Annotated in this window: 17 protein-coding genes and 1 riboswitch; of the genes, 6 read left to right on the top strand and 11 right to left on the bottom strand. The window is 49.4% G+C overall.

Annotated elements, in window-relative coordinates:
* Positions 1 to 63 precede the first annotated feature (63 nt).
* The 4 genes from SHD_RS16165 (at position 64) to rlmM (ending at position 3,352) form a co-directional block, all read left to right on the top strand.
* Positions 64 to 975, top strand: coding sequence for a transcriptional regulator GcvA (locus tag SHD_RS16165; protein ID WP_023268106.1), 912 nt, complete (start codon positions 64 to 66; stop codon positions 973 to 975).
* Positions 956 to 1,627, top strand: coding sequence for an alpha/beta fold hydrolase (locus SHD_RS16160; protein ID WP_023268105.1), 672 nt, complete (start codon positions 956 to 958; stop codon positions 1,625 to 1,627). The genes SHD_RS16165 and SHD_RS16160 overlap by 20 nt, the downstream gene beginning before the upstream one ends.
* A 93-nt stretch (positions 1,628 to 1,720) precedes the next feature.
* Entirely contained in the window at positions 1,721 to 2,113 is a 393-nt protein-coding gene (locus SHD_RS16155) for a DUF423 domain-containing protein (protein WP_011717758.1), read from the top strand.
* 153 nt (positions 2,114 to 2,266) lie between these two features.
* Complete coding sequence (rlmM, locus tag SHD_RS16150) at positions 2,267 to 3,352, top strand: 23S rRNA (cytidine(2498)-2'-O)-methyltransferase RlmM (RefSeq protein ID WP_011717757.1); 1,086 nt, start codon at positions 2,267 to 2,269, stop codon at positions 3,350 to 3,352.
* Positions 3,353 to 3,489: 137 nt separating this feature from the next.
* On the opposite strand, the gene SHD_RS16145 is transcribed toward rlmM, so the two are convergent.
* The gene (locus tag SHD_RS16145) at positions 3,490 to 4,500 is read right to left on the bottom strand and encodes an isocitrate dehydrogenase (protein ID WP_011717756.1); all 1,011 of its coding nucleotides are present in this window, start codon (positions 4,498 to 4,500) and stop codon (positions 3,490 to 3,492) included.
* Positions 4,501 to 4,754: 254 nt separating this feature from the next.
* Between SHD_RS16145 and SHD_RS16140 the strand changes: the two genes are divergently transcribed.
* On the top strand, positions 4,755 to 7,571 hold the full coding sequence (locus SHD_RS16140) for a S9 family peptidase (protein ID WP_039978554.1): 2,817 nt from the start codon (positions 4,755 to 4,757) through the stop codon (positions 7,569 to 7,571).
* Positions 7,572 to 8,423: 852 nt separating this feature from the next.
* Here SHD_RS16140 and SHD_RS22120 read toward each other — a convergent pair.
* From SHD_RS22120 to SHD_RS16090, 10 genes are all read right to left on the bottom strand, one after another.
* Positions 8,424 to 9,041: a DUF3885 domain-containing protein gene (locus SHD_RS22120; protein WP_023268100.1), complete on the bottom strand. Its 618-nt coding sequence runs from the start codon at positions 9,039 to 9,041 to the stop codon at positions 8,424 to 8,426.
* 69 nt (positions 9,042 to 9,110) lie between these two features.
* Complete coding sequence (locus SHD_RS16130) at positions 9,111 to 9,407, bottom strand: hypothetical protein (RefSeq protein ID WP_023268099.1); 297 nt, start codon at positions 9,405 to 9,407, stop codon at positions 9,111 to 9,113.
* A gap of 544 nt (positions 9,408 to 9,951) precedes the next feature.
* Positions 9,952 to 10,587 carry a cob(I)yrinic acid a,c-diamide adenosyltransferase gene (gene cobO / locus SHD_RS16125; protein ID WP_023268098.1) on the bottom strand — a complete coding sequence of 212 codons (636 nt, stop codon included), beginning with the start codon at positions 10,585 to 10,587 and terminating at the stop codon, positions 9,952 to 9,954.
* A 28-nt stretch (positions 10,588 to 10,615) separates the two neighbouring features.
* On the bottom strand, positions 10,616 to 12,232 hold the full coding sequence (locus SHD_RS16120; RefSeq protein ID WP_023268097.1) for a cobyric acid synthase: 1,617 nt from the start codon (positions 12,230 to 12,232) through the stop codon (positions 10,616 to 10,618).
* A gap of 87 nt (positions 12,233 to 12,319) precedes the next feature.
* Entirely contained in the window at positions 12,320 to 12,922 is a 603-nt protein-coding gene (cobU, locus tag SHD_RS16115; RefSeq protein ID WP_023268096.1) for a bifunctional adenosylcobinamide kinase/adenosylcobinamide-phosphate guanylyltransferase, read from the bottom strand.
* Positions 12,919 to 13,707, bottom strand: a complete 789-nt coding sequence (locus SHD_RS16110) for an adenosylcobinamide-GDP ribazoletransferase (RefSeq protein ID WP_023268095.1) — start codon at positions 13,705 to 13,707, stop codon at positions 12,919 to 12,921. Before SHD_RS16110 ends, cobU begins: the two co-directional genes overlap by 4 nt.
* A 96-nt stretch (positions 13,708 to 13,803) precedes the next feature.
* Positions 13,804 to 14,856 (bottom strand): nicotinate-nucleotide--dimethylbenzimidazole phosphoribosyltransferase, encoded by a 1,053-nt coding sequence (cobT, locus tag SHD_RS16105; protein ID WP_023268094.1) that lies wholly within the window; start codon positions 14,854 to 14,856, stop codon positions 13,804 to 13,806.
* A 136-nt stretch (positions 14,857 to 14,992) separates the two neighbouring features.
* Positions 14,993 to 16,141 carry a FecCD family ABC transporter permease gene (locus SHD_RS16100; protein ID WP_023268093.1) on the bottom strand — a complete coding sequence of 383 codons (1,149 nt, stop codon included), beginning with the start codon at positions 16,139 to 16,141 and terminating at the stop codon, positions 14,993 to 14,995.
* A 52-nt stretch (positions 16,142 to 16,193) separates the two neighbouring features.
* Complete coding sequence (locus SHD_RS16095; RefSeq protein WP_052031064.1) at positions 16,194 to 17,084, bottom strand: ABC transporter ATP-binding protein; 891 nt, start codon at positions 17,082 to 17,084, stop codon at positions 16,194 to 16,196.
* A 133-nt stretch (positions 17,085 to 17,217) separates the two neighbouring features.
* Positions 17,218 to 17,390: riboswitch (cobalamin riboswitch) on the bottom strand.
* A 173-nt stretch (positions 17,391 to 17,563) separates the two neighbouring features.
* Positions 17,564 to 18,286 (bottom strand): histidine phosphatase family protein, encoded by a 723-nt coding sequence (locus SHD_RS16090; RefSeq protein ID WP_023268091.1) that lies wholly within the window; start codon positions 18,284 to 18,286, stop codon positions 17,564 to 17,566.
* A gap of 236 nt (positions 18,287 to 18,522) precedes the next feature.
* Between SHD_RS16090 and metH the strand changes: the two genes are divergently transcribed.
* The gene (gene metH / locus SHD_RS16085) at positions 18,523 to 22,257 is read left to right on the top strand and encodes a methionine synthase (RefSeq protein ID WP_023268090.1); all 3,735 of its coding nucleotides are present in this window, start codon (positions 18,523 to 18,525) and stop codon (positions 22,255 to 22,257) included.
* The last annotated feature ends 437 nt before the right edge of the window (positions 22,258 to 22,694 follow it).

Here is a 22,694-nt window from a genome sequence, read left to right as displayed (position 1 = left end):
CAAACGATTAAATGTAACAATACGGATTAGAAAAACTAATTAAAAATTGAGATAGAGATCACTATGTCAAGACGCTTACCACCACTGAATGCGGTTAAAGCATTTGAGGCCGCCGCACGGCATTTGAGCTTTACTCGAGCGGCTGAAGAATTGTTTGTGACTCAGGCTGCGGTGAGTCACCAAATTAAAGCGCTGGAAGATTTTCTCGGATTAAAATTATTTCGCCGAAAGAATCGATCACTGCTACTGACCGAAGAAGGCCAGAGCTATTTTCTCGATATTAAAGATATCTTCACTCAACTGGCGGATGCGACCGACAGGCTACTTGCACGTAGCGCCATTGGTTCGTTGACCGTGAGCATGTCGCCAAGCTTTGCTATTCAGTGGCTGGTGCCGCGCCTGTCGAAGTTTAGTGAAAAAAATCCCGATATTGACGTACGAATTAAGGCAGTAGACACAGAGGCCAGCTCTTTAACCGACGATGTCGACGTTGCCATTTATTATGGTTTAGGCAATTGGCCAGGGCTTCGCGCCGATAAACTCCGTAATGAAGTGCTGATCCCCGTATGTTCGCCCATGCTGTTAAACGGTCCTAAGCCCTTGTCTAAGCCGGAAGATTTAAAACACCACACGTTGCTGCACGATATGAGCCGTCACGATTGGCAGGCCTGGTTTAGACAATGTGGCATTCACGATATCAACGTCAACCAAGGGCCGATTTTTAGTCACTCTTCCCTCGTTTTGCAGGCGGCTGCCCACGGCCAAGGTGTGGCGTTAGGTTATAGCGTACTCGCTCGCCCCGATATTAAGGCGGGTCGACTGGTGTGCCCATTCCAAGAAGTGTTAGTGAGCAAAGATGCCTATTACCTCGTCTGCCAACAGAATCATGCCGAGCTGGGTAAAGTGGTCGCGTTCCGTGAGTGGATGTTAGATATGTTTGCCGAGGAGTCACGCAGTGAGTTGTTGCCCGGATAATCCTTTGGTCAACGAGGATGTGGTGCCTAGTGCCTATGTGTTAGAAGGTGAGCCATCAGAGACCTTGATTTTATTTGCCCACGGTGCTGGGGCGAATCGAGATTCAGACTTTATGTGCCAAATGGCAGCAGGTCTTGTCGCAAATGGTTTTCAAGTGATGCGCTTTAACTTTCCCTATATGCAGGCCAATGCCGTGGATGGTAAAAAGCGCCCACCTGATAGAGCGCCAAAGTTACTTACCTGTTTTAGCGAGATGCTCGATGTGGCACATGCTCAGCCTGAGGTTAAGCGTGTGGTCTTGATGGGCAAATCCATGGGCGGACGCATGGCGGCGTTACTGGCCTGCGATAGTGTGCAAGCGAGCCATATCGACAGAGTCATTTGTTTAGGTTATCCCTTTATTCCGCTAAAGGGCGGTGAACCTAGGTTAGAACCCCTAAACGACTGCCAAGTGCCGGTGTTAGTGCTCCAAGGGGAACGGGATAAGTTTGGCGGTAAGATGCAAATCCCTAGCTGGCCGCTTAACAGTAATATTCAAATTGCATACTTAGCCGATGGGGATCATAGTTTTGTCCCAAGAAAGTCGTCAGGCACGACCGAAGCGGCTAACCTTGCATTGGCTGTTGATTTATCAGCAAAATTTATTGGCTAATGTTTTTTCTTGATATGGCGTAAAGCGCTCAGAGTCTGGATTAACGGCTTGAGCGTCATCCGTCGTAAAGCCTATTGGTTTTTGGAGGTAAAAATGCGTAAAGGATTGTTATTACTCGCCGCGGTAAGCGGATTTTTTGCGGTTGCGCTAGGCGCTTTTGGTGCCCATGGACTCAAGGCTGTCGCACCGCCTGAGCTGATTGATGTGTTTAATCTAGGCGTGCAATATCACTTCTATCATACCTTTGCGCTGATTGCCGTGGCCTTTGCCGGGCAGTGGTTAACCTCGCGTTTGCTGGACTGGGCGGCGTACCTGTTTATGGCGGGCATAGTGTTGTTTTCTGGCTCGCTCTACGGTTTAGCGCTAGTCGGTAGCAAGTGGTTAGGCCCTATTACCCCAATGGGCGGTGGCTGTTTCTTATTAGGTTGGTTATTGCTGGCCGCGGCCGTATGGCGCCATAAAGTGGTGGATGGCAACGAGTCATAATACTTGTGTGGCGTAGCCACTGCGCCGTGCGTTCATGCTGCCAATAACACAAAAGCCCGATAGCAAATCGGGCTTTTGTGTATTGAAATTGCTATACTGGCGCCCAAATCGATAGTCGGCCATGTTTATGGCTTGGATTTCTTAAGGATCTCCATGAAAAACCTATTTTTATTTTGCCGTGCAGGCTATGAGAAAGAATGCGCAGCAGAAATCCAACAGCGAGCCGCCGAGCTCAATGTGGGTGGCTTTGTTAAGGCCAACAACAACGATGCCTACGTGGTATATCAATGTTTTGAAGAAGACGGCGGCGATACCTTAGTGAAGCAACTGCCGTTAGATTCACTGATTTTTGCCCGTCAGATGTTTGCCGCAAGTGAGCTGCTGGCGGATTTACCCGAGTCTGACCGTGTCAGCCCGATTGTGGCTGCGCTCAGTGAGGTGAGTAAAGCGGGTGAGCTGAGGGTTGAAACCCCAGATACCAACGAAGCCAAAGAGCTATCGGCATTTTGCCGTAAGTTTACCGTGCCTTTGCGCCAGCATTTGAAAAAATCCGGCAGTTTACTCGCGCAAGAAAATCCTAAGCGTCCGATTATCCACGTGTGTTTTATCGGCCCAGGTCGCGCCTACGTAGGTTATTCCTTCAGCAACAACAGCTCGCCCTATTTTATGGGGATCCCGCGCCTGAAAATGGCTGCCGATGCGCCGAGCCGCTCAAGCTTGAAACTCGATGAAGCCTTCGCGCAGTTTGTACCTAAAGAAGAGCAAGAAGTGCGGGTTCGCAGTGGCATGAATGCGGTGGACCTAGGTGCTTGCCCTGGCGGCTGGACCTATCAATTGGTGCGTCGTGGCATGATGGTCTCCGCGGTCGATAATGGCCCAATGAATGAAAAGCTGATGGAAACCGGACAAGTGAAACATTTCCGCGAGGATGGTTTCCGCTTCGAGCCACAGCGTAAAAACATTTATTGGTTAGTGTGCGACATGGTTGAAAAACCTGCGCGCGTGGCTGAGCTGATTGAAGCTTGGGCCATCAATGGCTGGTTTAAAGAAGCGATTTTCAATCTCAAGCTGCCGATGAAGAGCCGTTATAAAGAAGTGATGGCGATTTTGAATACCATGCAGGAAATCCTCAAGGAAAACGGCATCAACGAATTCCAGTTACAGTGTAAGCATTTATACCATGACCGTGATGAAGTGACTGTGCACCTGTGGATTAGACCGAGCCAGGCTTGGAACTAATCAGCGGTTTTTAGCGTTCTGTTAGTGAGTGAAGAAGCCCCAAGTCATGCTTGGGGCTTTTTATTTGGCTGTCCCGCTAAATAGCGGCCATAAAAAAACGCACCCCAAGGTGCGTTTTTTGTTTCGCGCAAAAGCGATTATGACAGACGGTCAAGCACCGCTTGAGTGAAGTCAGTCGTACCGTGGGTGCCGCCTAAATCGCGAGTCGTACGGTCGCCTTCTTCAATCACTGCCGATACGGCTTTACGGATCAAATCGGCTTTATCGGCCATGCCTAAGTATTCCAGCATTTGGATAGAGGCTAAGATCACTGAGGTTGGGTTCGCGAGGTTTTTACCTGCGATATCTGGCGCGCTGCCGTGAACCGCTTCGAAAATCGCTGCATCACGGCCAATGTTGGCGCCGGGTGCCATACCTAAACCACCGACTAAACCAGCACACAGATCCGACAGAATGTCACCGAACAGGTTGGTGGTCACGATAACGTCGAAGTTTTCTGGGTTCATCACTAGCTTCATGCAAGTCGCATCGACAATCATTTCTTCGGTTTTGATGTCTGGGTAGCGTTGACTCACTTCACGGGCCACTTTCAGGAACAGACCTGAAGTTGACTTCATGATGTTTGCTTTGTGCACGATAGTGACTTTCTTACGGTTTTCTTTGCGGGCCAGTTCGTAGGCGAATGTCGCGATTTGTTCTGCGCCTTGGCGAGTGACGATACTGGTCGCTTCAGCAGTGGTGCCGTCTTCAGACACTTTTTGACCGTGGCCTGAGTACATGCCTTCGGTGTTTTCACGCACTGTGATGATATCAATGTTTTCATAACGGGCTTGAGTGCCTTTAAAAGACAACACTGGACGTACGTTCGCGTACAGGCCGAATTTCTTACGTAATGTCACGTTGATAGAGGTAAAACCTTCGCCTACTGGTGTAGTTAGCGGGCCTTTCAGGGTGATGCGGTTTTTTTCGATCAGTTCTAAAGTACGCTGCGGAAGTAGTTCGCCTTGCTTCTCGAGAGCAGTTAAGCCGGCATCGGCAAATTCATATTCAAAATCACAACCTGCTTTATCGAGAATTTTTAAGGCTGAATCAATAATACTTGGGCCAATTCCATCACCTGGAATTACGGTTATCGTTCTTTTTGACATGGAGAAGTCCTTCCACGGTTCGTCGTTACTGCAATCGTCAGACCCGGTATTAGCCGGGTAACATGACTATGAATTTGGTGTTTTTTCTCACTATTATTTTAACCGTCTTTGGTCAAACTTCACAGGAAATAGTGAGCAATATCACGATTTTTTATTGGGTAAAACTTGTAAAAATACTGGGTTATAACGATGATGGAGAGCCAATGGTTAAAAAAGTCTACTTTAGTCTAACAACTACATAAAAGAGGAAGACATTGAAGTTATTACCTATCACATCGCTAGTGCTGTTATCCCTCGGAATATTGCCGCATGCCCATGCTGAAACTAGCACTAAACCCCTTACCCTGACCGACATAATGAAGTTTGAGTCCCTTGAAAAGCCCGTTATCGCTGACAATGGTCAAGTGCTAGCGGTAGAGGTGGCGCCGGATCGTGGCGATAGTCATGGTTTAATTAAAAACCTGCAATCAGGAAAAGACTTTCAGATTGAAGGCGGCTCAGACCCTATCGTGAGTCATACTGGCCGTTATGTGGCTATGGCCGTTAAGCCTAGCTTGCTTAAAGTTGAAACCAGTGATGCTAAAGCCAAGAAAAAACTTAAGGCTGATATGGTGCTGCTCGACACTGAAACGGGCTCGCAAACCAAATTTGAACGGGTAAAGGAATTTGTCTTTAGCGACGATGGCGCGCATTTAGCCATTTGGTATGAAGCCGACGAAGAGGCCAAGAAAGACGCCAAAGAGAAAACCGAAGGTGCCGATGATAAGCCCAAAGCCGAGAAGGTGAAAGTCGATAAGTTCGACCAAGGCCGTCGTTTTAGCTTAGTGAATCTCTCTTCGCCTTCGCAACGGGTGGATCTGGAGCATGTGACCGCCTATCAGTTTGATAAAGACAGTCGCCGCTTGGCTGTTGCGGTCAATGATATCGAGGCGAAACAGCACCAACTGCAACTGATTGATTTGAAAGACTACAAAAAATCAACGGCATTTGAATCTCAAACCCAACAAATTGGCGCGCTAGCACTTTCAAAAAATGGTCACTGGCTGGCCTTTACTCAAGGTGATGCGAGTGAATTACCCTATGGCCGCAGTTATCAGTTAAGCCTAGTTGATATCGCTTCGGGCAAAATTCGCCCCGTGCCAAACACCAAAGAGTGGACGTTAAATCGTTACGCCAGTTTAAACTTTTCATTAGACAGTGAGCGACTCTTCTTTGGCCGTGTGCCCGAGGTGAGCCAGCAGCTCAGCCTGAAGAAAATTACAGAAGAAAAAGATCTTTACGACAAAGAGATAGTCACAGGCCTACGTGGGCTTAAGGTCTGGCATGGGGACGATCCGCGGATTAAACCCCATGAAATCAAGCAATATGATAAAGAGCAAAAGCGCACTTACTTAGCCGTGCTGCATTTAGGATCAAACAATGTGGTGCAGCTTGGCGATAAAACGGTGCCAGATGTGACCCTGTCACAGCACAAGCGTTATATGTTGGCAAGCTCAGACTTGCCCTATCGCAAGATGATCACTTGGGCGGGTTTTTATCAAGACTATTACTTGGTGGATATCAACACCGGGCGCAAGTTGCCGCTGTTAACCCAACAACCAAGTGATGCTGAGCCGAGCTTATCGGGCGACGGCAAATATGTTGCCTATTATCAGCAAGGTAATGTGTATTTATACGATATTGCCGAAGGTCGTCGCACCAATCTGACTAAGTCTTTAAAGGTGAGTTTTGCCGATGAAGACCATGATTATCCTTCCAATGCGCCGGGTTATGGTTTTGGCCCTTGGCTTAAGGACGATGCAGGTTTCCTCGTCTACGACAAATACGATGTATGGCAGTTTAATACCGCATCGAAAAGTGGATTTGCCTTAACCGCAGGGCAGGGACGCGCTCAAAAAATTCAATATCGTGTTGAAGGCTTAGTTGATAATCCCGATGAGCCAACCACACTGGCCTACAACGCCACTGTGCTGCTGCATGGTTACAGCGACAAGACTAAAGCCGATGGTTTTTATCAAGCGACCTTAGGCGAAGCGGGCGTTAAGACTTTGATGGAAGGCGAGTATAAATTAACAGTGCTTGGACGCAGTAAAGATGCGGATACCTTAGTGTTCTCTAAGGAGCGCTTCGATCTGTTCCCTGACTTGTATACCGCAAGCTATCAGGCCCCGCAAAATGCCGTGAAGCAAACCGATTTAGATAAGCAGCGCCAAGCCTTTAATTGGAGCCAAGCCGAATTAGTGCATTGGACCAATGGCGATGGCAAGCCGCTCGATGGTGTGTTGATTAAACCGACTAACTATCAAGCGGGCGAGCGTTATCCTGTGCTGGTTTATTACTATCGCTTTATGACTGACAGGCTACATGCCTTCCCGCAAATGAAGGTCAACCACAGACCAAACTTTGCTTGGTATGTGAATAACGGTTATGCGGTATTCTTGCCGGATATTCGTTTCGATATCGGTTACCCCGGTGCCAGTTCGGTTCAAGCACTGACCTCGGGTGTGCAAAAGCTTATCGAGATGGGTGTTGCCGATGCTAACGCCATTGGCTTACAAGGGCATTCTTGGAGCGGTTATCAAACGGCGTTTGCCATCACTCAAACCAAGATGTTTAAAGCCGCAGTGGCGGGTGCCCCAGTGGCCAACATGACCAGTGCTTACAGCGGTATTCGCCATGGCACTGGGCTTGCGCGCCAATTTCAATACGAAACCGGTCAGAGTCGTATAGGTGAAAGCCTCTTTGCTGCGCCGCAAAAGTATATTGAGAACTCGCCAGTCTTCTATGCCGATCGCATTCAAACGCCGCTGATGATCATGTTTGGCGATAAAGACGATGCGGTGCCTTGGGAGCAGGGTGTTGAAATGTACTTGGCGATGCGCCGTGCGGGTAAAGATGTGGTGTTTTTACAATATGAAGATGAACCCCATCATCTGAAGAAATACCCTAATAAGCTCGATTACAGCATTCGCATGATGGAATACTTCGACCATTATCTTAAAGGTAAACCCGCGCCAGCCTGGTTAAGCCAAGGCGAAGCCTATGTCGAATATAAAGCCGATGATGAGTAATCCTCTGTTTTAGGTTTATCTATAAGCAAACGCCACCGAAAGGTGGCGTTTTTTATGGCAATAAGGGCGCGAGCTAGCTCATTGAAATAGTCCTTTTATACTCTTGAAATTACCATGGCTCACCTGTTTGACATTAGCGTAGTCTGTAAGTTTTAAAGAAATACAAAGCATGCTTTGGGACAAGAAGAGCGTTAAATATTGGAAGACGAATATCATTGCATGGTTATTGAATACAGACCATATTTAAGGGCGAACCATGGTATTTGCTCAACGACACGGTGAATAGAAATCTAGGATTTCTAAGCTTATGAACGAGAGCCATGGATGGCGAACAGGCCGTTAAACAGGGATGTTGTTCAAGTCCTTCCTTGGATGCTCGACCGCCCCGTCTGATGTGAATGGATTCACGAATGCCGCGGTGGCATGGATGCCAAAGAGCGGCCATGGGGCGGACGGTCGTCTCGCTAATCACCATGGCTCACTTGTTTAGCATTAGCGTAGTCTTTAAGTTTTAAAAAAATACGAAGCATGCTTTGGGACAAAAGCGATTAATCTTTGTATCTATTTATGGAGTTTATTGTCATTGTTTCCCCAGTGACTCGCCGTGAATATATCCCTATAGGCTCGACGGCGACATCCATGTCGCCAACGGTCACTGGTGCCCCAATGCCAATTTTAACTACCCATTTGCGATATGTACGTTAAAAGCAAATGGACAAATTCGAGTTAAAGTCTTAACTCTAACGCATCGGCTTCGGATAAAAATATCTATGGGTTAACGCCGTGGTAAGGGGCACACAAAGCGAAGCTTTGGGTGTCCCGCGCAGGGCCGAAGTGAACTTGACCACTTTGTTAAGGCATTTTCTGGAAACTAGCATCCATTGCCTCCCGATCGTAATCAAGTAGATAGTTAGAAAACTTGTTGTAAAGCTCAGTTAGAAGGCTGTGATTGGGACCAACTACATCCATGCCCCGATCATCATACGGCCATACCTCAATAGATTTCTTAAGATCGAACAAGTAATACTCAGCCGGCGGGCAGGGCTTTATTCCCTGGTCGCAAGCCAAGCTACACCACAACAATTTATTCAAGGCATTATATGGCAGAGCGAAAGCGACAGTGTGCCAATATTCATCTCCATCTGTCGCCCACTCTGGATCATCCTCGTTTTTCTCTTTCCAGTGCTCCTTCTTCATAGAAGGATATAAGCCGATATGCCTCAATTCTTTTAAAACAGACAAAACGGACATCAATGATTCTTTACCAAAGATACGAATGCACACAACAATTTCATCATCAAAGATAGTTGAGCATATCTCTAGCGCCTTTTTATAAGCGAGCTCGAACTGTTCAAGCCAATCCCCACCTTCAGATAGTTCAAATCTTAGACCGCCCGGATTGGTGTAAAAAATTGGCCTTTCAAAAGCCCTTTCACCAAATATTTCTTTGATTCTTTGCTCGATGATCATTGGAGCCTTAACGCCTCAAAAACCGGCGCCGCAGGCGCGTAGTTGTTTGACTTGTTATGAGAAAGGTGCTCATTTGCCATGGATTAGTTCTCTTTTGCTAGCAAGGATTTGGCTGGCGATCTTCAAATCATGTTCCTTTGCAGGGCTCACACCCATTCGTTCAACTGTCACCCATGTAAGATACTCCGCTATCTCTTGCGGATCATCAGCGTAAAGAGCACGCTTAAATACCTGCGGGAGATATCCATAATACTCATCGGCAGGCCCTCCAAGACCAGACACTCCTATAGGATCCCAATCGTGGTAGAGAATCTCATCAATTCTCTTATATAGGGCTAATTGGTCTGGCGGTAGCTTGATGCCCATACTTACTCATAACATTTTATTCGTGCGCATGCGCGTTTACCTCGTTAGACCAGTGAAAACGCGCACAGTTAACTATCTGTATGCAAAGAACTTATCAGCTTTCTGCTAAATACACCATCAGGAAAACGCGCATGCGAGTTTTCCAAACCTATTAACTAAAATTCAGTTACTATATTCACCTGATTTTATAGAGTTTTATTTATTGCGGATGGAATTTGTGCGCACTGATTTTGTCTAAAAATCATACCAAAACACCTAAATTTTAATACGACTGTATACTCATACATTCTTAGCCGATTTCTGGTAAGGCCAAACATAGGCAAATAGATAAGAATATGTATCGCAGCAGGTGTGGGAATTTTCGGTTGAGCTAACGAGCCGAAACACGGAATGGGGCATGAGCTCTTAGCCTAATGAACAGTTCAATAGTCGTTAAGATGGCATTGTTGCAACAGTGACCGTTGGCGGCATGGCCGCCATTTTATCTCTGCCCCATATGGGTATAGGAAATGTCGCTTTATGGTTATAGCGACACACGCTCTGCTTAATAGTCGAATCCCGGCTGCGCTTTAATGCCCGCTTCGAAGGCATGTTTAATCGGCTGCACTTCGCTAACCGTATCCGCCAGTTCGATAATCGCGCGGTGGCAAGCGCGGCCAGTGATAATCACATGCTGCATGGGTGGACGATTTTTAAGTGCAGTCAGTACTCGCTCCACATCAAGATAGTGATAGCTCACCATATAGGTCAGCTCATCGAGCATCACGCAATCAATGCTCTCGTCTTGCAGTAAGGCTTCGGCGGCTTCCCACGCCACCAGAGCGGCAGCTGTGTCCTTTTCTCTGTCTTGGGTTTCCCAGGTAAAGCCGGTGCCCATTACATGAAAGGCCACGCCCGCACCTTCAAGCAGATTACGTTCACCGCATTCCCATGTGCCCTTGATAAATTGCACTACCGCCGCTTTTTTGCCATGGCCCACCGCGCGGGCAACCGTGCCAAAACCTGAGGTCGACTTACCTTTGCCATTGCCCGTTAGGACTAACAAAATGCCCTTTTCATCCTGAGCGGCGGCAATTTTTGCATCAACACCCGCTTTGAGTTTTTGTTGGCGCGCCTTGTGGCGTTCGGCCTTGATTTGCACTTGCTCATTGTCGAGCTGTTTTTCGTTCTCTGTTGTCATGATCTTCTGTTCTTCCTACTGCTAATTCTTATGCATTTATAATGGACGCAAGTTTTTGTATATCGAGATGCTCGGCTAATACATCGGCCAAACGATCTATCTGTTGTTCGCGAATTTCATTGATATCAATCGCTTGAGCATTTTCCAACCCCGCCCAATTAAGGACTAGCTGACAGGCCTCAGGGCTGTCGAATAGCCCATGTAAATAGCTACCGAGCACTTGCCCGTCGTCACTTAAACAGCCATCGGCAAAGGGGTTAGCCTGCTGGCTATTCTCAGTTTTCAGCCATAGTGGGGCAGAGTTTACCGCGGTACTTAGGTTAAGGTATTGGGAGTCACCGCAGTGGATCTCATAGCCCTTCACTTCCACTTGTTGCCCTTGCAGCGCTAAATGGCCTGTGACCCTACGTAACTGTTTTTCAGCTTTAAATTCGGTGCTAATGGGTAAATATCCCAGCCCTTGGCTCACGCCGAGCGTGTCCTCAATCCCCATGGGATCGGCAATGCTTTCACCCAGCATTTGATAGCCGCCGCAAATCCCCAGCAGCTTACCGCCGTAGCGTAGATGCTTGGCAATTTGTTTGTCCCAACCTTGCTCGCGTAAAAAAGCCAAGTCCGCTCGAACATTCTTACTGCCGGGCAAAATCAGCAGATCGGCGGCAATATCCTGCGTCTGAGCTGAGGCCTGAGTCAGGAGCGATACATAATCAAAATCGATATCGGGATGCAGTCTAAGCGGATCAAAATCCGTATGATTACTGGTGCGGGGATACACTAATACCCGCACCTTAAAACGGCTTTTTGCCTGCTTAGTGGGCGATTCGATAAGCGAATCCTCGGCGTCTAAATGCAAATCATGCAAATAGGGCAACACGCCCAAAACGGGCTTTTGCGTATGTGCCTCGAGCCAATCGAGACCAGACTGTAGCAGGCTGATATCGCCACGAAAGCGATTGATCACAAAGCCTTTTACCCTAGCCTGCTCAGAGGGCGACAGCAGCGCTAAAGTGCCCACCAAATGGGCAAACACCCCGCCTTTATCGATATCGGCAATGATGATCACTGGGCAGTCGACCGCCTCGGCAAAGCCCATATTGGCGATATCACCTTCGCGCAGATTGATTTCCGCCGGGCTTCCCGCCCCTTCAACCACAATCGTTTGGTATTGCAGCCCTAAACGCGCAAAGGATTCCAGCACGGCATTTAGCGCCATGGCTTTATAATCCTTAGATTTTTCTCCGAAAAAGGCCGAGGCCTCTAAGGTGGTTAAGGCTTTGCCGTGCACTATGATCTGCGCGCCCGTGTCCGAGCTCGGCTTCAGCAGAATTGGGTTAAAATCCGTGTGCGGCGCGAGAAAACAGGCTGCGGCTTGCAGCGCCTGAGCGCGGCCAATCTCGCCACCATCAATGGTGACGGCGCTGTTGAGCGCCATATTCTGTGGCTTAAAAGGCGCGACCTTAACGCCTTCACGGGCGAGCAATCGGCAAATCCCTGCCACTAACGTACTTTTACCCGCATCCGAGGTGGTCCCCTGCACCATAAGCACTTTTGCGCCCGAATGCTGAGCTTCGCTTTGGCTTACAACACCTTGAAACTGGTTTTGCACCAAGGCTGAAGTAGGATTAGAGGCGTTATTTGAATTCATGGGCAAGAACATCACTCAACAGAGGAATATAGACTAAAGGGGAATCGGTTCGCCCCCTCACAAAGAATGCGTCGATAATACTTTGTCTTAACTCGATTTAAGCACCAGTGGCAGACCCGCCACCACTAAGGTCACATGATCCGCCACCTCGGCAACCGCCTGATTTAACCACCCCGCTTCATCAACAAACTGACGACTCAATTCACCCAAGGGCACAATGCCAGAGCCGACCTCATTGCTGATTAAAATCACCACGCCCTCAAGGGTGTTTAAAGTCTGGATAAAATCGGCGCGTTGCTGCCGCCAGTGCTCTAAAGGCTCATGGCGAGAACTGGCAAAATCCAATGCAAAGTCCGATTCCGTTGAAGCGGGCTCGGCATCAGGACTTTGTGCAAGTAATTGATTGGTGAGCCAGAGCGTTAAACAATCCACCAGAATCACTCGGCCGGATTTAGCTAAGTGTTTGAGCTTGGCGGTTAATGCCAAGGGTTCTTCGACGAGTTGCCAGTCGATATCATCCTTGGCACGTCCATCCTGGTGTAAACGAATGCGACTGCTCATTTCGGCATCAAGCGCCTGTGCGGTCGCCAGATAGCAGGCATCGAATCCGAGGGCGGTATACTGGCGCACTAAGGCTTCGCCGTAACGGCTCTTGCCGCTACGCGCGCCGCCTAGCACTAAATGAATCACAGTATGCTACCCACAACGAGCAGCACGAAATAACAGACGATTTCGCAGATCTGCTGCGCCGCGCCTAAGGTATCGCCTGTGTAGCCGCCGATTTGGCGTCTAAAGATCACTACAATCAAACGGCGCAGACCTATCATCACCAACAGCAGCGACAACGCGGCAATGCCCTTAAGCACTAGCAGCACTAACACGCCGCTGGCGATCAAAATAAACAGCTCATTAATGCCTTGATGCTGTGCTAACGGCTTGGATTTACTGGACTCATCGTCGCGCACATATTTCTCGGTAAAGATAAGGCTAGCGGCAACTACGCGGCTCACAGTATGGGCGACTATCATCGCCGAGCCTGCAACCACGGGGTCATACAGCGCAAGTTCCACTAATAATTGCCACTTGAGCATCAGCACGAGCATCAAAGCCAAGGCGCCGTAGCTCCCCAGACGAGAGTCTTTCATGATCCGCAGCTTGTCTTCCGCCGTCCAACCACCACCGAAACCATCGAAGGTATCGGCTAAGCCGTCTTCGTGAAAACCACCCGTTAGCAGCACACCAGTGACCATAGACAACAGTACGGACACGCCGGCGGGCAACCAGTTTTGGGTGAGCCAAAACACGATGGCACAGAGCAGCCCCACCAGCAGGCCCACTAACCCAAAGTAACGGCTGGCTTTATTGAGTTTGTCGGCATCGACCTCAACCCATTTTGGCATAGGAATGCGGGTAAAATAGCCCATGGCCACTAAAAACAAATCTATCTCTTTGTGCCAGCTTTCGCGTTCTGACATAAAGCATCCTTAGTGAATTAACACTTGCTGCAAGGTTTAAGATTAAAAAGGTCTGCTAAAAGTTATTATTTTAAATAAGCCACTTAGCAGCGCACATCATACAACAGCCTCAATCCCCGCATCACTAAAACTCGCCATTTGATTGTAAAAATTTACTGCGGCTTGAATTAACGGTAATGCCAAGGCGGCGCCCGTACCTTCGCCTAATCTCAACCCTAAAGATAACAAGGGCTTAGCTTTTAAATGTTCCAACATGCGCTGATGACCTTGCTCCTCGGATCGGTGGGCAAAAATCAAATAATCCCGCACATTCGCGTTGATCGTCACGGCAACCAAAGCCGCCGCGGTCGCAATAAAACCATCCACCACGACCAGCATCTTGCGCTCGGCGGCGGCGAGCATGGCCCCCGTCATTTGCACAATTTCAAAGCCACCCAAACAGGCCAGCACTTGCTTAGGCCCTGTCATCGCACTCTGATGTAATAGCAGTGCGAGTTCGATAAGCATCTGTTTACGCTCTAGGGTTTCGCTATTGATGCCCGTACCACGGCCAACACAGTCGGCTACATCGAGTTGCATAATGGCCGCCATAATCGCCGCCGCTGACGAAGTATTACCTATGCCCATCTCGCCAAAGGCAACCAAATTACAGCCCGCTTGATAGTGACGTTCGATTAACGCCTGCGCCATGGCAAAGCCCTTATCCACACAGGCTAACGTCATGGCAGGCTCCAAATGAATCGCGCCAGTTCCAGCGCCAAGGCGTTGGTCGATAATGCCTTCGACACCCTCAACAGGGGTTAAAATGCCGCAATCAATCACTTCGAGATTGAAGCCTAACTGACGGCAAAACACATTGATGGCCGCGCCGCCATGGGCAAAGTTTTGCACCATTTGCCGCGTAACTTCACTCGGGGCAATCGACACGCCTTCGGCGGCAATCCCATGGTCTCCAGCAAATACCAGCATAGTCGGTTTTATAATCTGCAACTGTTTGGCCCCTTGAATGCGGGCAATTTGCAGTGCCAAGGACTCTAACTGCCCCAGAGCGCCGGGCGGCTTAGTTTTAAGATCGATCTTTTGCTGGATGAGTTGATCCTGCGCTTTACTCACAGGCTCGATTTGAAATAACGGGACAGATTGAGACATTCACACTCCAGTGGCAATTTCGGATCCAATGATAGATCCGCTGCTCATAACACATTCTAAGATAACCACTACGACGCATTCGGCAGCGATTTGCTATACGCACTAAGTACTCATTTTGATGATCTGCATAAAACAATTAGCTCGATAACTTGCGCCGACGCAAAATCAGCAAAAAGAAGAAGCTACCAATCGCGGCAGTGATAATCCCTACGGGTAATTCTTGATTACCAAGTAAACATCGGGCGAGTACATCAATCCACACCATAAACAAACCGCCCACCAGCGCCGTCAGAAAGATAGGCTGCCGACCGGGGAACAACAAACGCACAGTGTGTGGGATCATCAAGCCGACAAAGCCAATACCGCCACAAGTAGCGACTAAGATTGCAGTGATAAGCGAGCAGAGTAGCAGCATATTGAGGCGCAGCTTAGGCACATTGACCCCTAAGGTGTGGGCCGTTTCATCCCCCGCCTGCAACGCCATGATTTGGCGTTTCCAACCGAGAATAATCATAAAGCTCACCAGCACCACCAAGGATGGCAACACCAGCAATGACCAACTGGCCTTAGCAAAACTGCCTAAGCTCCAAAACAATACCGAAGCGGTAGCCTGCGGGCTGGCAAAGTACAGCAATAAACTGGTTAAGGCGCTAAACATAAAAGAGGTGGCTACCCCAGAGAGCAACATGCGCTCCACTTGGCTCTTAAGGCCTAACCCAGCTAATGCCAGCACAATTAATACCGACAGACTGGCGCCAATAAAGGCACCGAAGGGTAAGCTAAACCATAACAAGCCAGCAAAAGTCCCCGAACCGCTAAAAATCCCCGAATTGGCTATCACGCCCGCATTATCAAAAAGACCAGAACCCGTAAACAGGGTCAGCATCACCACGGCGCCAAAAGAGGCACCAGAGCTAATGCCGAACAAATAAGGATCGGCAAGGGGGTTGCGGGTCACAGTTTGTAGCACACTGCCCGCCAAGGACAGCCCTGCGCCCGCCACAAAGGCGAGTAAAATCCGTGGCAGCCTTAATTCCATGACGATTCGCTCAGTCATACTGCTAGTGCGGGCTGCCTCATCACTGGCAAAAAAGTAATTGAATTTACTAATAAACACGTGCAGAACATCTAAAAAGCCAATATTGGCCGCGCCAAAACTAGCCGCTGCAATTGGCGTCAATAAAGCAAAGCCCACCAAGCCTAAAATCAGCCATTGCTGGCGCGTAAGCGGCGTTAATATTTGGGTTAATAAATTCATGGTTACCAGTTTAAGTGTGTCTATCATGGCGCATTCTCTACGCTCTCATTTTGCGCGTTTGCGCTGTGGCAGGAATGAGTCACGGATGACCCCCTTGCTTCTGATGCGTATGGGAATGAACTTCATCCGCCGCAACTCCCTGTGGCTTTTGATAACCATAAAAGTAATTAATCAATGGGTTACCATGCTGTGGATGGGGCGTCACTTGGGCGCATACCCCAAAGACTTCGGCGATACGTTCCTCGGTTAATACTTGGCTCGGTGTGCCCATGGCGCTCACCTGCCCCTTGTCCAGCAGCAATAAGTGGTCGCACAGGGCGCTGGCTAAATTAAGATCGTGAATCGAGGCGATCACGCTGATCCCAAGGCTGCGCACTAGCTCTAAGATTTGAATTTGATAGCGGATATCGAGGTGGTTTGTCGGCTCATCTAAAATCAACAGTTGCGGCTGCTGCACTATAGCGCGGGCGATCAGGGCGCGTTGCTTCTCGCCACCCGATAAACGATCGTATTGTTGATGCACTTTATGACTAAGGCCTACCTTTTCCAGCGCCTTAGCAATTTTTTCACCGTCGCCGCTGGAATTGGTATCGAACATCCCCTTGTGTGGCGTGAGTCCCATGGCAACCAATTGCTCTGTGGTCATGTCGAAATATTGCGGTGTATCCTGCTGTACCACAGCCACTTTACAGGCAAACGCCTTGGGCGACAGCTCGCTGATATCCTGCGAAAACAAGCTGATATGACCTTTAGCAGGGCGAATAAAGCGGTATAAACAGCGCAGCAGACTGGATTTACCCGCGCCGTTGGGGCCTATCAGCCCGAGCATCTCCCCCTGCGGCAGGGCAAAGCTAATCTCCGAGAGAATGGTTTTTCCCTCAATCGCCCAGCTCAATTGGCTGACCTTAAGTGCCGTATTAGCATAAGCAGTAGCGGGTGCTATTGGCGCAAGACTCGATGTGGTATGCATCACTAACGATTGCTCCCACATGGATATTGATTGGTGTGATTTAAGCCTGCTGCCACTTGGGCCAACAGGACAAAACTGATAAATGTCATCTTCTGCTCCCTCGAGTTACCCGCTCGAGAACTAAGGCTGCACGCAGCGAAAACAGAAATAGGCAGGTATCCTGACTTGTAGAAAAGAAGGTTCTAGGTACTTCTTTTAACTACTCACAGTTGCGGGTACAGTTCGGGCTACTGACGGGCAGCTCCCCGATTCCCTATTATGTTTGGGTTATCCGGCGCGCTTAAACACTGTTGCCCTTAAGCAATAGCACTCAATTGCACAAAATTCCTAACACCTATTTCTGCGACCTTTGAGTTAAACGTACAGAGCACGCTATCTAACTCAAACGTCAGGGAAAAGCATTATCCTATATCTTGCTCATTAGGCAATGCTGTTTAAATCAGAAAATTTTCATCATGTCGGTGACTGATGCTTGCAAGCTACTCACAGTGGCCCGATGGCCAATCTAAACGCCAGTATCTTTTGCCTTGTTCATCCTCGAGGATATTGATGGTCACCACCGCCGCCACGGGTAAGGCGAGCTGACTGTAAAAACCTAAGGTTTTCACCGCCCCTAGCGCCCTTGACATCAAGTGGCGAATAACCCCGCCGTGGGTCACCACCCAAATATTGGCCGCAGGAGCACTAGCATTAAACTCCCCATGGGCCTGTTCATCATCCATAGCCAGAAGGCCAAACTCTTTATCTAAAATACTTTCTATCGCACCATCGATACGGGCCTCGAAACTTGCCATAGTCTCACCATTGGGCGGCGTCACCTCCCAGGGATTCTGCCAATAGGCCGCCATCCGCTCGCCATCGTGTTGATATAAGTCATCCAGCAGGCAGCCATCCCAATCGCCAAAGGCTATTTCCTGTAACTCCTCTAGCAGGTTGACCTTGAGCGGCAAAGGCGCGGGCGCATCTAAACTTATGCCTACTGACGCACTCGAATGCAGCTCAGCCGCAAAGGCCTTGGCAAACTCGGCGCAGCGCTTTGAGGTCGAGCTATAAATGCCGTGGCACACAGCTGTCTGCGCCGCCACCGCCGCCGACATCTGCCGCCAGCCCTTGTCACTCAAAGGCACGTCGACTCGGCCCCGCAAAATCGCCCCACCTTCACATTCCCCGTGGCGCAACAGTAATAAGCGAACTTGTTTCATATATGCCTTTAAAAACTTAGGGCCTAGAATCTAGGTGCTAGGAACCAAAGCCTAGATTCTAGATTCTCGCTCCTAATGACTTTCACCTTGCCCTGACAATCCGATGTCGCGTATTATGGACGTCTATACGTATAAATGTCCAAAGCATAACGAACGACATTCAATAATAAAATGCAATTTGCCGCAAAATTGCATATTTTTGGACTCAACTTAGCTGTAGTAAAGGTAATCATTTTATGGCGATATCACCCAATCGAGCCAGTCAAACACTGGCAGACATTCGCAACCATTTGTCAAAGCGCATTCTGATTTTAGACGGCGCCATGGGCACGATGATCCAAGGCTACAAGCTGGAAGAAGCCGATTATCGTGGCGAGCGCTTCAAGGATTGGCATACCGATGTAAAGGGTAATAACGACCTGTTGGTCCTAACTCAGCCACATATTATCAAACAAATTCACACCGACTACCTATTAGCCGGTGCGGATATTATTGAAACCAATACCTTTAACGCCACCACTATCGCCATGGCCGACTACGATATGCAGTCGCTGTCCGCCGAAATTAACCGCGAAGGCGCGCGCCTCGCCCGTGAGGCCTGTGATGAAATCGAGCAAGCCACGGGTAAGCCACGTTATGTCGCCGGTGTGTTAGGGCCCACTAACCGCACTTGCTCTATCAGCCCAGATGTTAACGATCCAGGATATCGCAATATCCATTTCGATGAGTTAGTGACCGCTTACTGCGAATCGACCCGCGCCTTAATTGAGGGCGGCGCCGATATCATTATGGTCGAGACCATTTTCGATACCTTAAACGCTAAGGCCGCCTTATTTGCCATCGAAACCGTGTTCGATGAACTCTTTGGGCCAAACTCTCCAGCGCGTTTGCCGGTTATGATCTCAGGCACCATTACCGATGCCTCGGGCCGAACCCTGACCGGACAAACCACCGAAGCCTTTTATAACTCCCTTCGCCATATCAAGCCCTTATCTATCGGCCTTAACTGCGCCCTTGGGCCAAAAGAGCTGCGCCCCTACGTCGAAGAACTGTCACGCATCGCCGAGTGTTATGTCTCGGCGCACCCTAACGCGGGTCTACCAAACGAGTTTGGCGGTTACGATGAAACCCCAGAGGATATGGCGAGCGTTATCCAAGAATGGGCCCGTGAAGGCATGCTCAACATTATCGGCGGCTGCTGTGGTAGCACGCCCGAGCATATTAAAGTCATTCGCGAAGCCGTGGAGCCCTTTGCACCGCGCGTGTTACCCGAGATCCCCGTCGCCTGCCGTCTATCGGGTTTGGAACCGCTCACTATCGACGCCCAAACCCTGTTTGTGAACGTGGGAGAACGTACCAACGTCACTGGCTCGGCCAAGTTTTTAAAACTGATCAAAGAAGGTAAGTTCGAGCAGGCGCTCGATGTCGCCCGTGAACAGGTAGAAAGCGGCGCGCAGATCATCGACATCAACATGGACGAAGGCATGCTCGATGGCGTGGAGGTGATGCATAAGTTCTTAAATCTTATCGCCTCTGAGCCGGATATCAGCCGCGTGCCGATTATGATCGACTCCTCTAAGTGGGAGGTGATTGAAGCGGGCCTCAAATGTATTCAAGGCAAGGGGATTGTGAACTCTATCTCCTTGAAGGAAGGCGAAGAGAAGTTTATCGAGCAGGCAACCCTAGTGAAACGCTACGGCGCCGCGGCCATTATTATGGCGTTCGACGAGCAAGGCCAAGCCGACACTAAGGCGCGCAAAGTCGAGATCTGTACCCGCGCCTACCGCGTACTGGTCGATAAGGTGGGTTTTCCACCCGAAGACATTATCTTCGACCCGAATATCTTTGCCATTGCCACGGGTATCGATGAGCACGATAACTATGCCGTCGATTTTATTGAAGCCATTAAAGAGATTAAGGCCACCCTGCCCCACGCGATGATTTCCGGCGGGGTGTCGAACGTGTCGTTCTCCTTCCGCGGTAACAATCCTGTGCGTGAGGCGATTCACGCGGTATTCCTGTACCACGCGATTAAAGTCGGCATGGACATGGGTATCGTCAACGCGGGCCAATTAGCGATTTACGATGATATCGACCCCGAGCTTAAGGATAAGGTCGAGAACGTGGTGCTCAACCTGCCCTGCCCAGTTGAAGACTCAAACAACACCGAGCAATTGCTTGAGATTGCTGAAAAATTCCGTGGCGATGGCTCAAGTGCCGCCAAGAAAGAAGACTTAGAATGGCGCTCATGGCCGGTTAATCAACGTCTCGCCCATGCGCTGGTCAAAGGCATAACCGAATTTATCGACGAAGATACTGAAGCGGCTCGCCAACTTGCCTCACGCCCTTTGGATGTGATCGAAGGCCCGCTGATGGACGGTATGAATATTGTCGGCGACCTGTTTGGCTCGGGCAAAATGTTCCTGCCACAGGTGGTGAAATCGGCGCGGGTGATGAAAAAGGCCGTAGCCTACCTCAACCCCTTTATCGAGCAAGAAAAGGTCGAAGGCCAATCTAACGGCAGAATTTTGATGGTCACGGTGAAGGGCGATGTGCACGATATCGGCAAGAATATTGTCGGCGTGGTGCTCGCCTGTAACGGCTTTGAGGTGTTCGATTTAGGCGTGATGGTGTCGGTAGAGCGCATTCTCGAGGCAGTGAAAGAGCACAATATCGATATTATCGGCATGTCTGGGCTGATTACCCCAAGCCTCGATGAGATGGTGCACAATGTGAAAACCTTCCACCGTGAAGGCCTTACCATTCCAGCGATTATCGGCGGCGCCACCTGCTCGAAAATCCATACCGCGGTGAAGATTGCGCCCCATTATCCCCATGGCGCGATTTACATTGCCGACGCCTCACGCGCCGTGCCTATGGTCAGCAAGCTAGTGAGTAACGAAACTCGCCAAGCGACTATCGATGAGACCTACGCCGAATACGAAGAGATGCGCATTAAGCGTTTATCGCAAACCAAGCGTAAGGAAATCGTCTCGCTGGAGGCTGCCCGCGAAAACCGCTGCCAGCACGACTGGGCAAACTACACCCCGTTCAAACCTAATGTGCTGGGTCGCCAAGTATTTGATGATTATCCATTAACCGATTTAGTTGACCGTATCGACTGGACGCCCTTCTTCCGCGCGTGGGAGCTGCACGGTCATTACCCCGAGATCTTAACCGACAAAGTAGTGGGCGTTGAGGCGCAAAAGCTGTTCGCCGATGGTCAGGCGATGCTTACAAAAATCATCGATGAAAAATGGCTCACCGCCAAGGGCGTGATTGGGTTATTCCCCGCCAATACCGTCGGCTTCGATGATATTGAGCTCTATACCGACGAGACTCGCACCGAAGTCGAAATGACCACCCATCACCTGCGGATGCAGCTTGAGCGGGTAGGTAACGATAACTTCTGTCTGGCCGACTTTGTGGCGCCAAAAGACAGTGGCGTTGCCGACTATATGGGTGGCTTTGCGGTGACCGCTGGCCATGGTATCGACGAGCATATCGCCCGCTTTGAGGCCAACCACGATGACTACAACGCCATTATGCTCAAGTGTTTAGCCGACCGTTTAGCCGAAGCCTTTGCCGAGCGGATGCACGAGCGCGTACGTAAGGAATTCTGGGGTTATGCCGCCGATGAGCAGCTCGATAACGAAGCCTTAATTCGTGAGAAATACAAAGGGATCCGCCCCGCACCGGGTTACCCCGCCTGCCCGGATCACACCGAAAAAGGCCTGTTGTGGGAACTGTTAAAGCCGAATGAAACCATTGGCTTAAACATTACCGAAAGCTACGCCATGTTCCCCACCGCCGCGGTATCCGGCTGGTACTTTGCCCACCCGAAATCCCGCTACTTTGGCGTGAGTAATATTGGTCGCGATCAAGTGGAGGATTACGCTAAGCGTAAGGGGATGACAGTCGCCGAGACGGAGAAGTGGCTGGCGCCAGTGTTGGATTATGATCCCGAGTGATTGGGATCTGCAATCACCCGCAGGGCTTAAACTTTCAAACTTCGTTTGAATAAAGTGTTAAAGTCGTGGGGCTTCACCCCACACCCGATGTTGCTGGTTCGTTTTGCATTGCGAACTAGCAACAATATCGCTGTAAAGTGATGATGCAACTCATTGCCTGCCGCAGGCTTTAGCACTGTTACCCCAGTGACACGCCGTGCATACATCCCTGTAGGCTCTACTAAAACATCCATGTTTTAGAAGGTCACTGGTGCAACAGTGCCCTATCTGGTGTACTCATCAACCGTAGTGTTGAGAACACATGCCAGTTCAAAAAGCAACCAACAATATAAATTGTTTAATAGTTATTAAGCCGCTATCTATTGTTCATGATACAAACTGTTTTCAACGGTACAGTGCAGTGATGCAAAATCCTCACTTAGAGCTCCTTTACGAAC

Origin of the sequence: Shewanella decolorationis S12, assembly GCF_000485795.1 — a bacterium.
GTDB lineage: Bacteria > Pseudomonadota > Gammaproteobacteria > Enterobacterales > Shewanellaceae > Shewanella > Shewanella decolorationis.
This window is presented reverse-complemented; position numbering and strand designations above follow the sequence as displayed.

What these genes read in the sequence shown, in the direction of transcription:
- SHD_RS16130 (WP_023268099.1), bottom strand. Translation starts at nt 9,407, where the DNA reads ATGGGCATCAAGCTACCGCCAGACCAATTAGCCCTATATAAGAGAATT.
- SHD_RS16100 (WP_023268093.1), bottom strand. Translation starts at nt 16,141, where the DNA reads ATGATAGACACACTTAAACTGGTAACCATGAATTTATTAACCCAAATA.
- SHD_RS16120 (WP_023268097.1), bottom strand. Translation starts at nt 12,232, where the DNA reads ATGAATTCAAATAACGCCTCTAATCCTACTTCAGCCTTGGTGCAAAAC.
- rlmM (WP_011717757.1), top strand. Translation starts at nt 2,267, where the DNA reads ATGAAAAACCTATTTTTATTTTGCCGTGCAGGCTATGAGAAAGAATGC.
- SHD_RS16155 (WP_011717758.1), top strand. Translation starts at nt 1,721, where the DNA reads ATGCGTAAAGGATTGTTATTACTCGCCGCGGTAAGCGGATTTTTTGCG.
- SHD_RS16110 (WP_023268095.1), bottom strand. Translation starts at nt 13,707, where the DNA reads ATGTCAGAACGCGAAAGCTGGCACAAAGAGATAGATTTGTTTTTAGTG.
- cobO (WP_023268098.1), bottom strand. Translation starts at nt 10,587, where the DNA reads ATGACAACAGAGAACGAAAAACAGCTCGACAATGAGCAAGTGCAAATC.
- SHD_RS22120 (WP_023268100.1), bottom strand. Translation starts at nt 9,041, where the DNA reads ATGATCATCGAGCAAAGAATCAAAGAAATATTTGGTGAAAGGGCTTTT.
- SHD_RS16090 (WP_023268091.1), bottom strand. Translation starts at nt 18,286, where the DNA reads ATGAAACAAGTTCGCTTATTACTGTTGCGCCACGGGGAATGTGAAGGT.
- SHD_RS16145 (WP_011717756.1), bottom strand. Translation starts at nt 4,500, where the DNA reads ATGTCAAAAAGAACGATAACCGTAATTCCAGGTGATGGAATTGGCCCA.
- SHD_RS16165 (WP_023268106.1), top strand. Translation starts at nt 64, where the DNA reads ATGTCAAGACGCTTACCACCACTGAATGCGGTTAAAGCATTTGAGGCC.
- SHD_RS16095 (WP_052031064.1), bottom strand. Translation starts at nt 17,084, where the DNA reads ATGCATACCACATCGAGTCTTGCGCCAATAGCACCCGCTACTGCTTAT.
- cobT (WP_023268094.1), bottom strand. Translation starts at nt 14,856, where the DNA reads ATGTCTCAATCTGTCCCGTTATTTCAAATCGAGCCTGTGAGTAAAGCG.
- metH (WP_023268090.1), top strand. Translation starts at nt 18,523, where the DNA reads ATGGCGATATCACCCAATCGAGCCAGTCAAACACTGGCAGACATTCGC.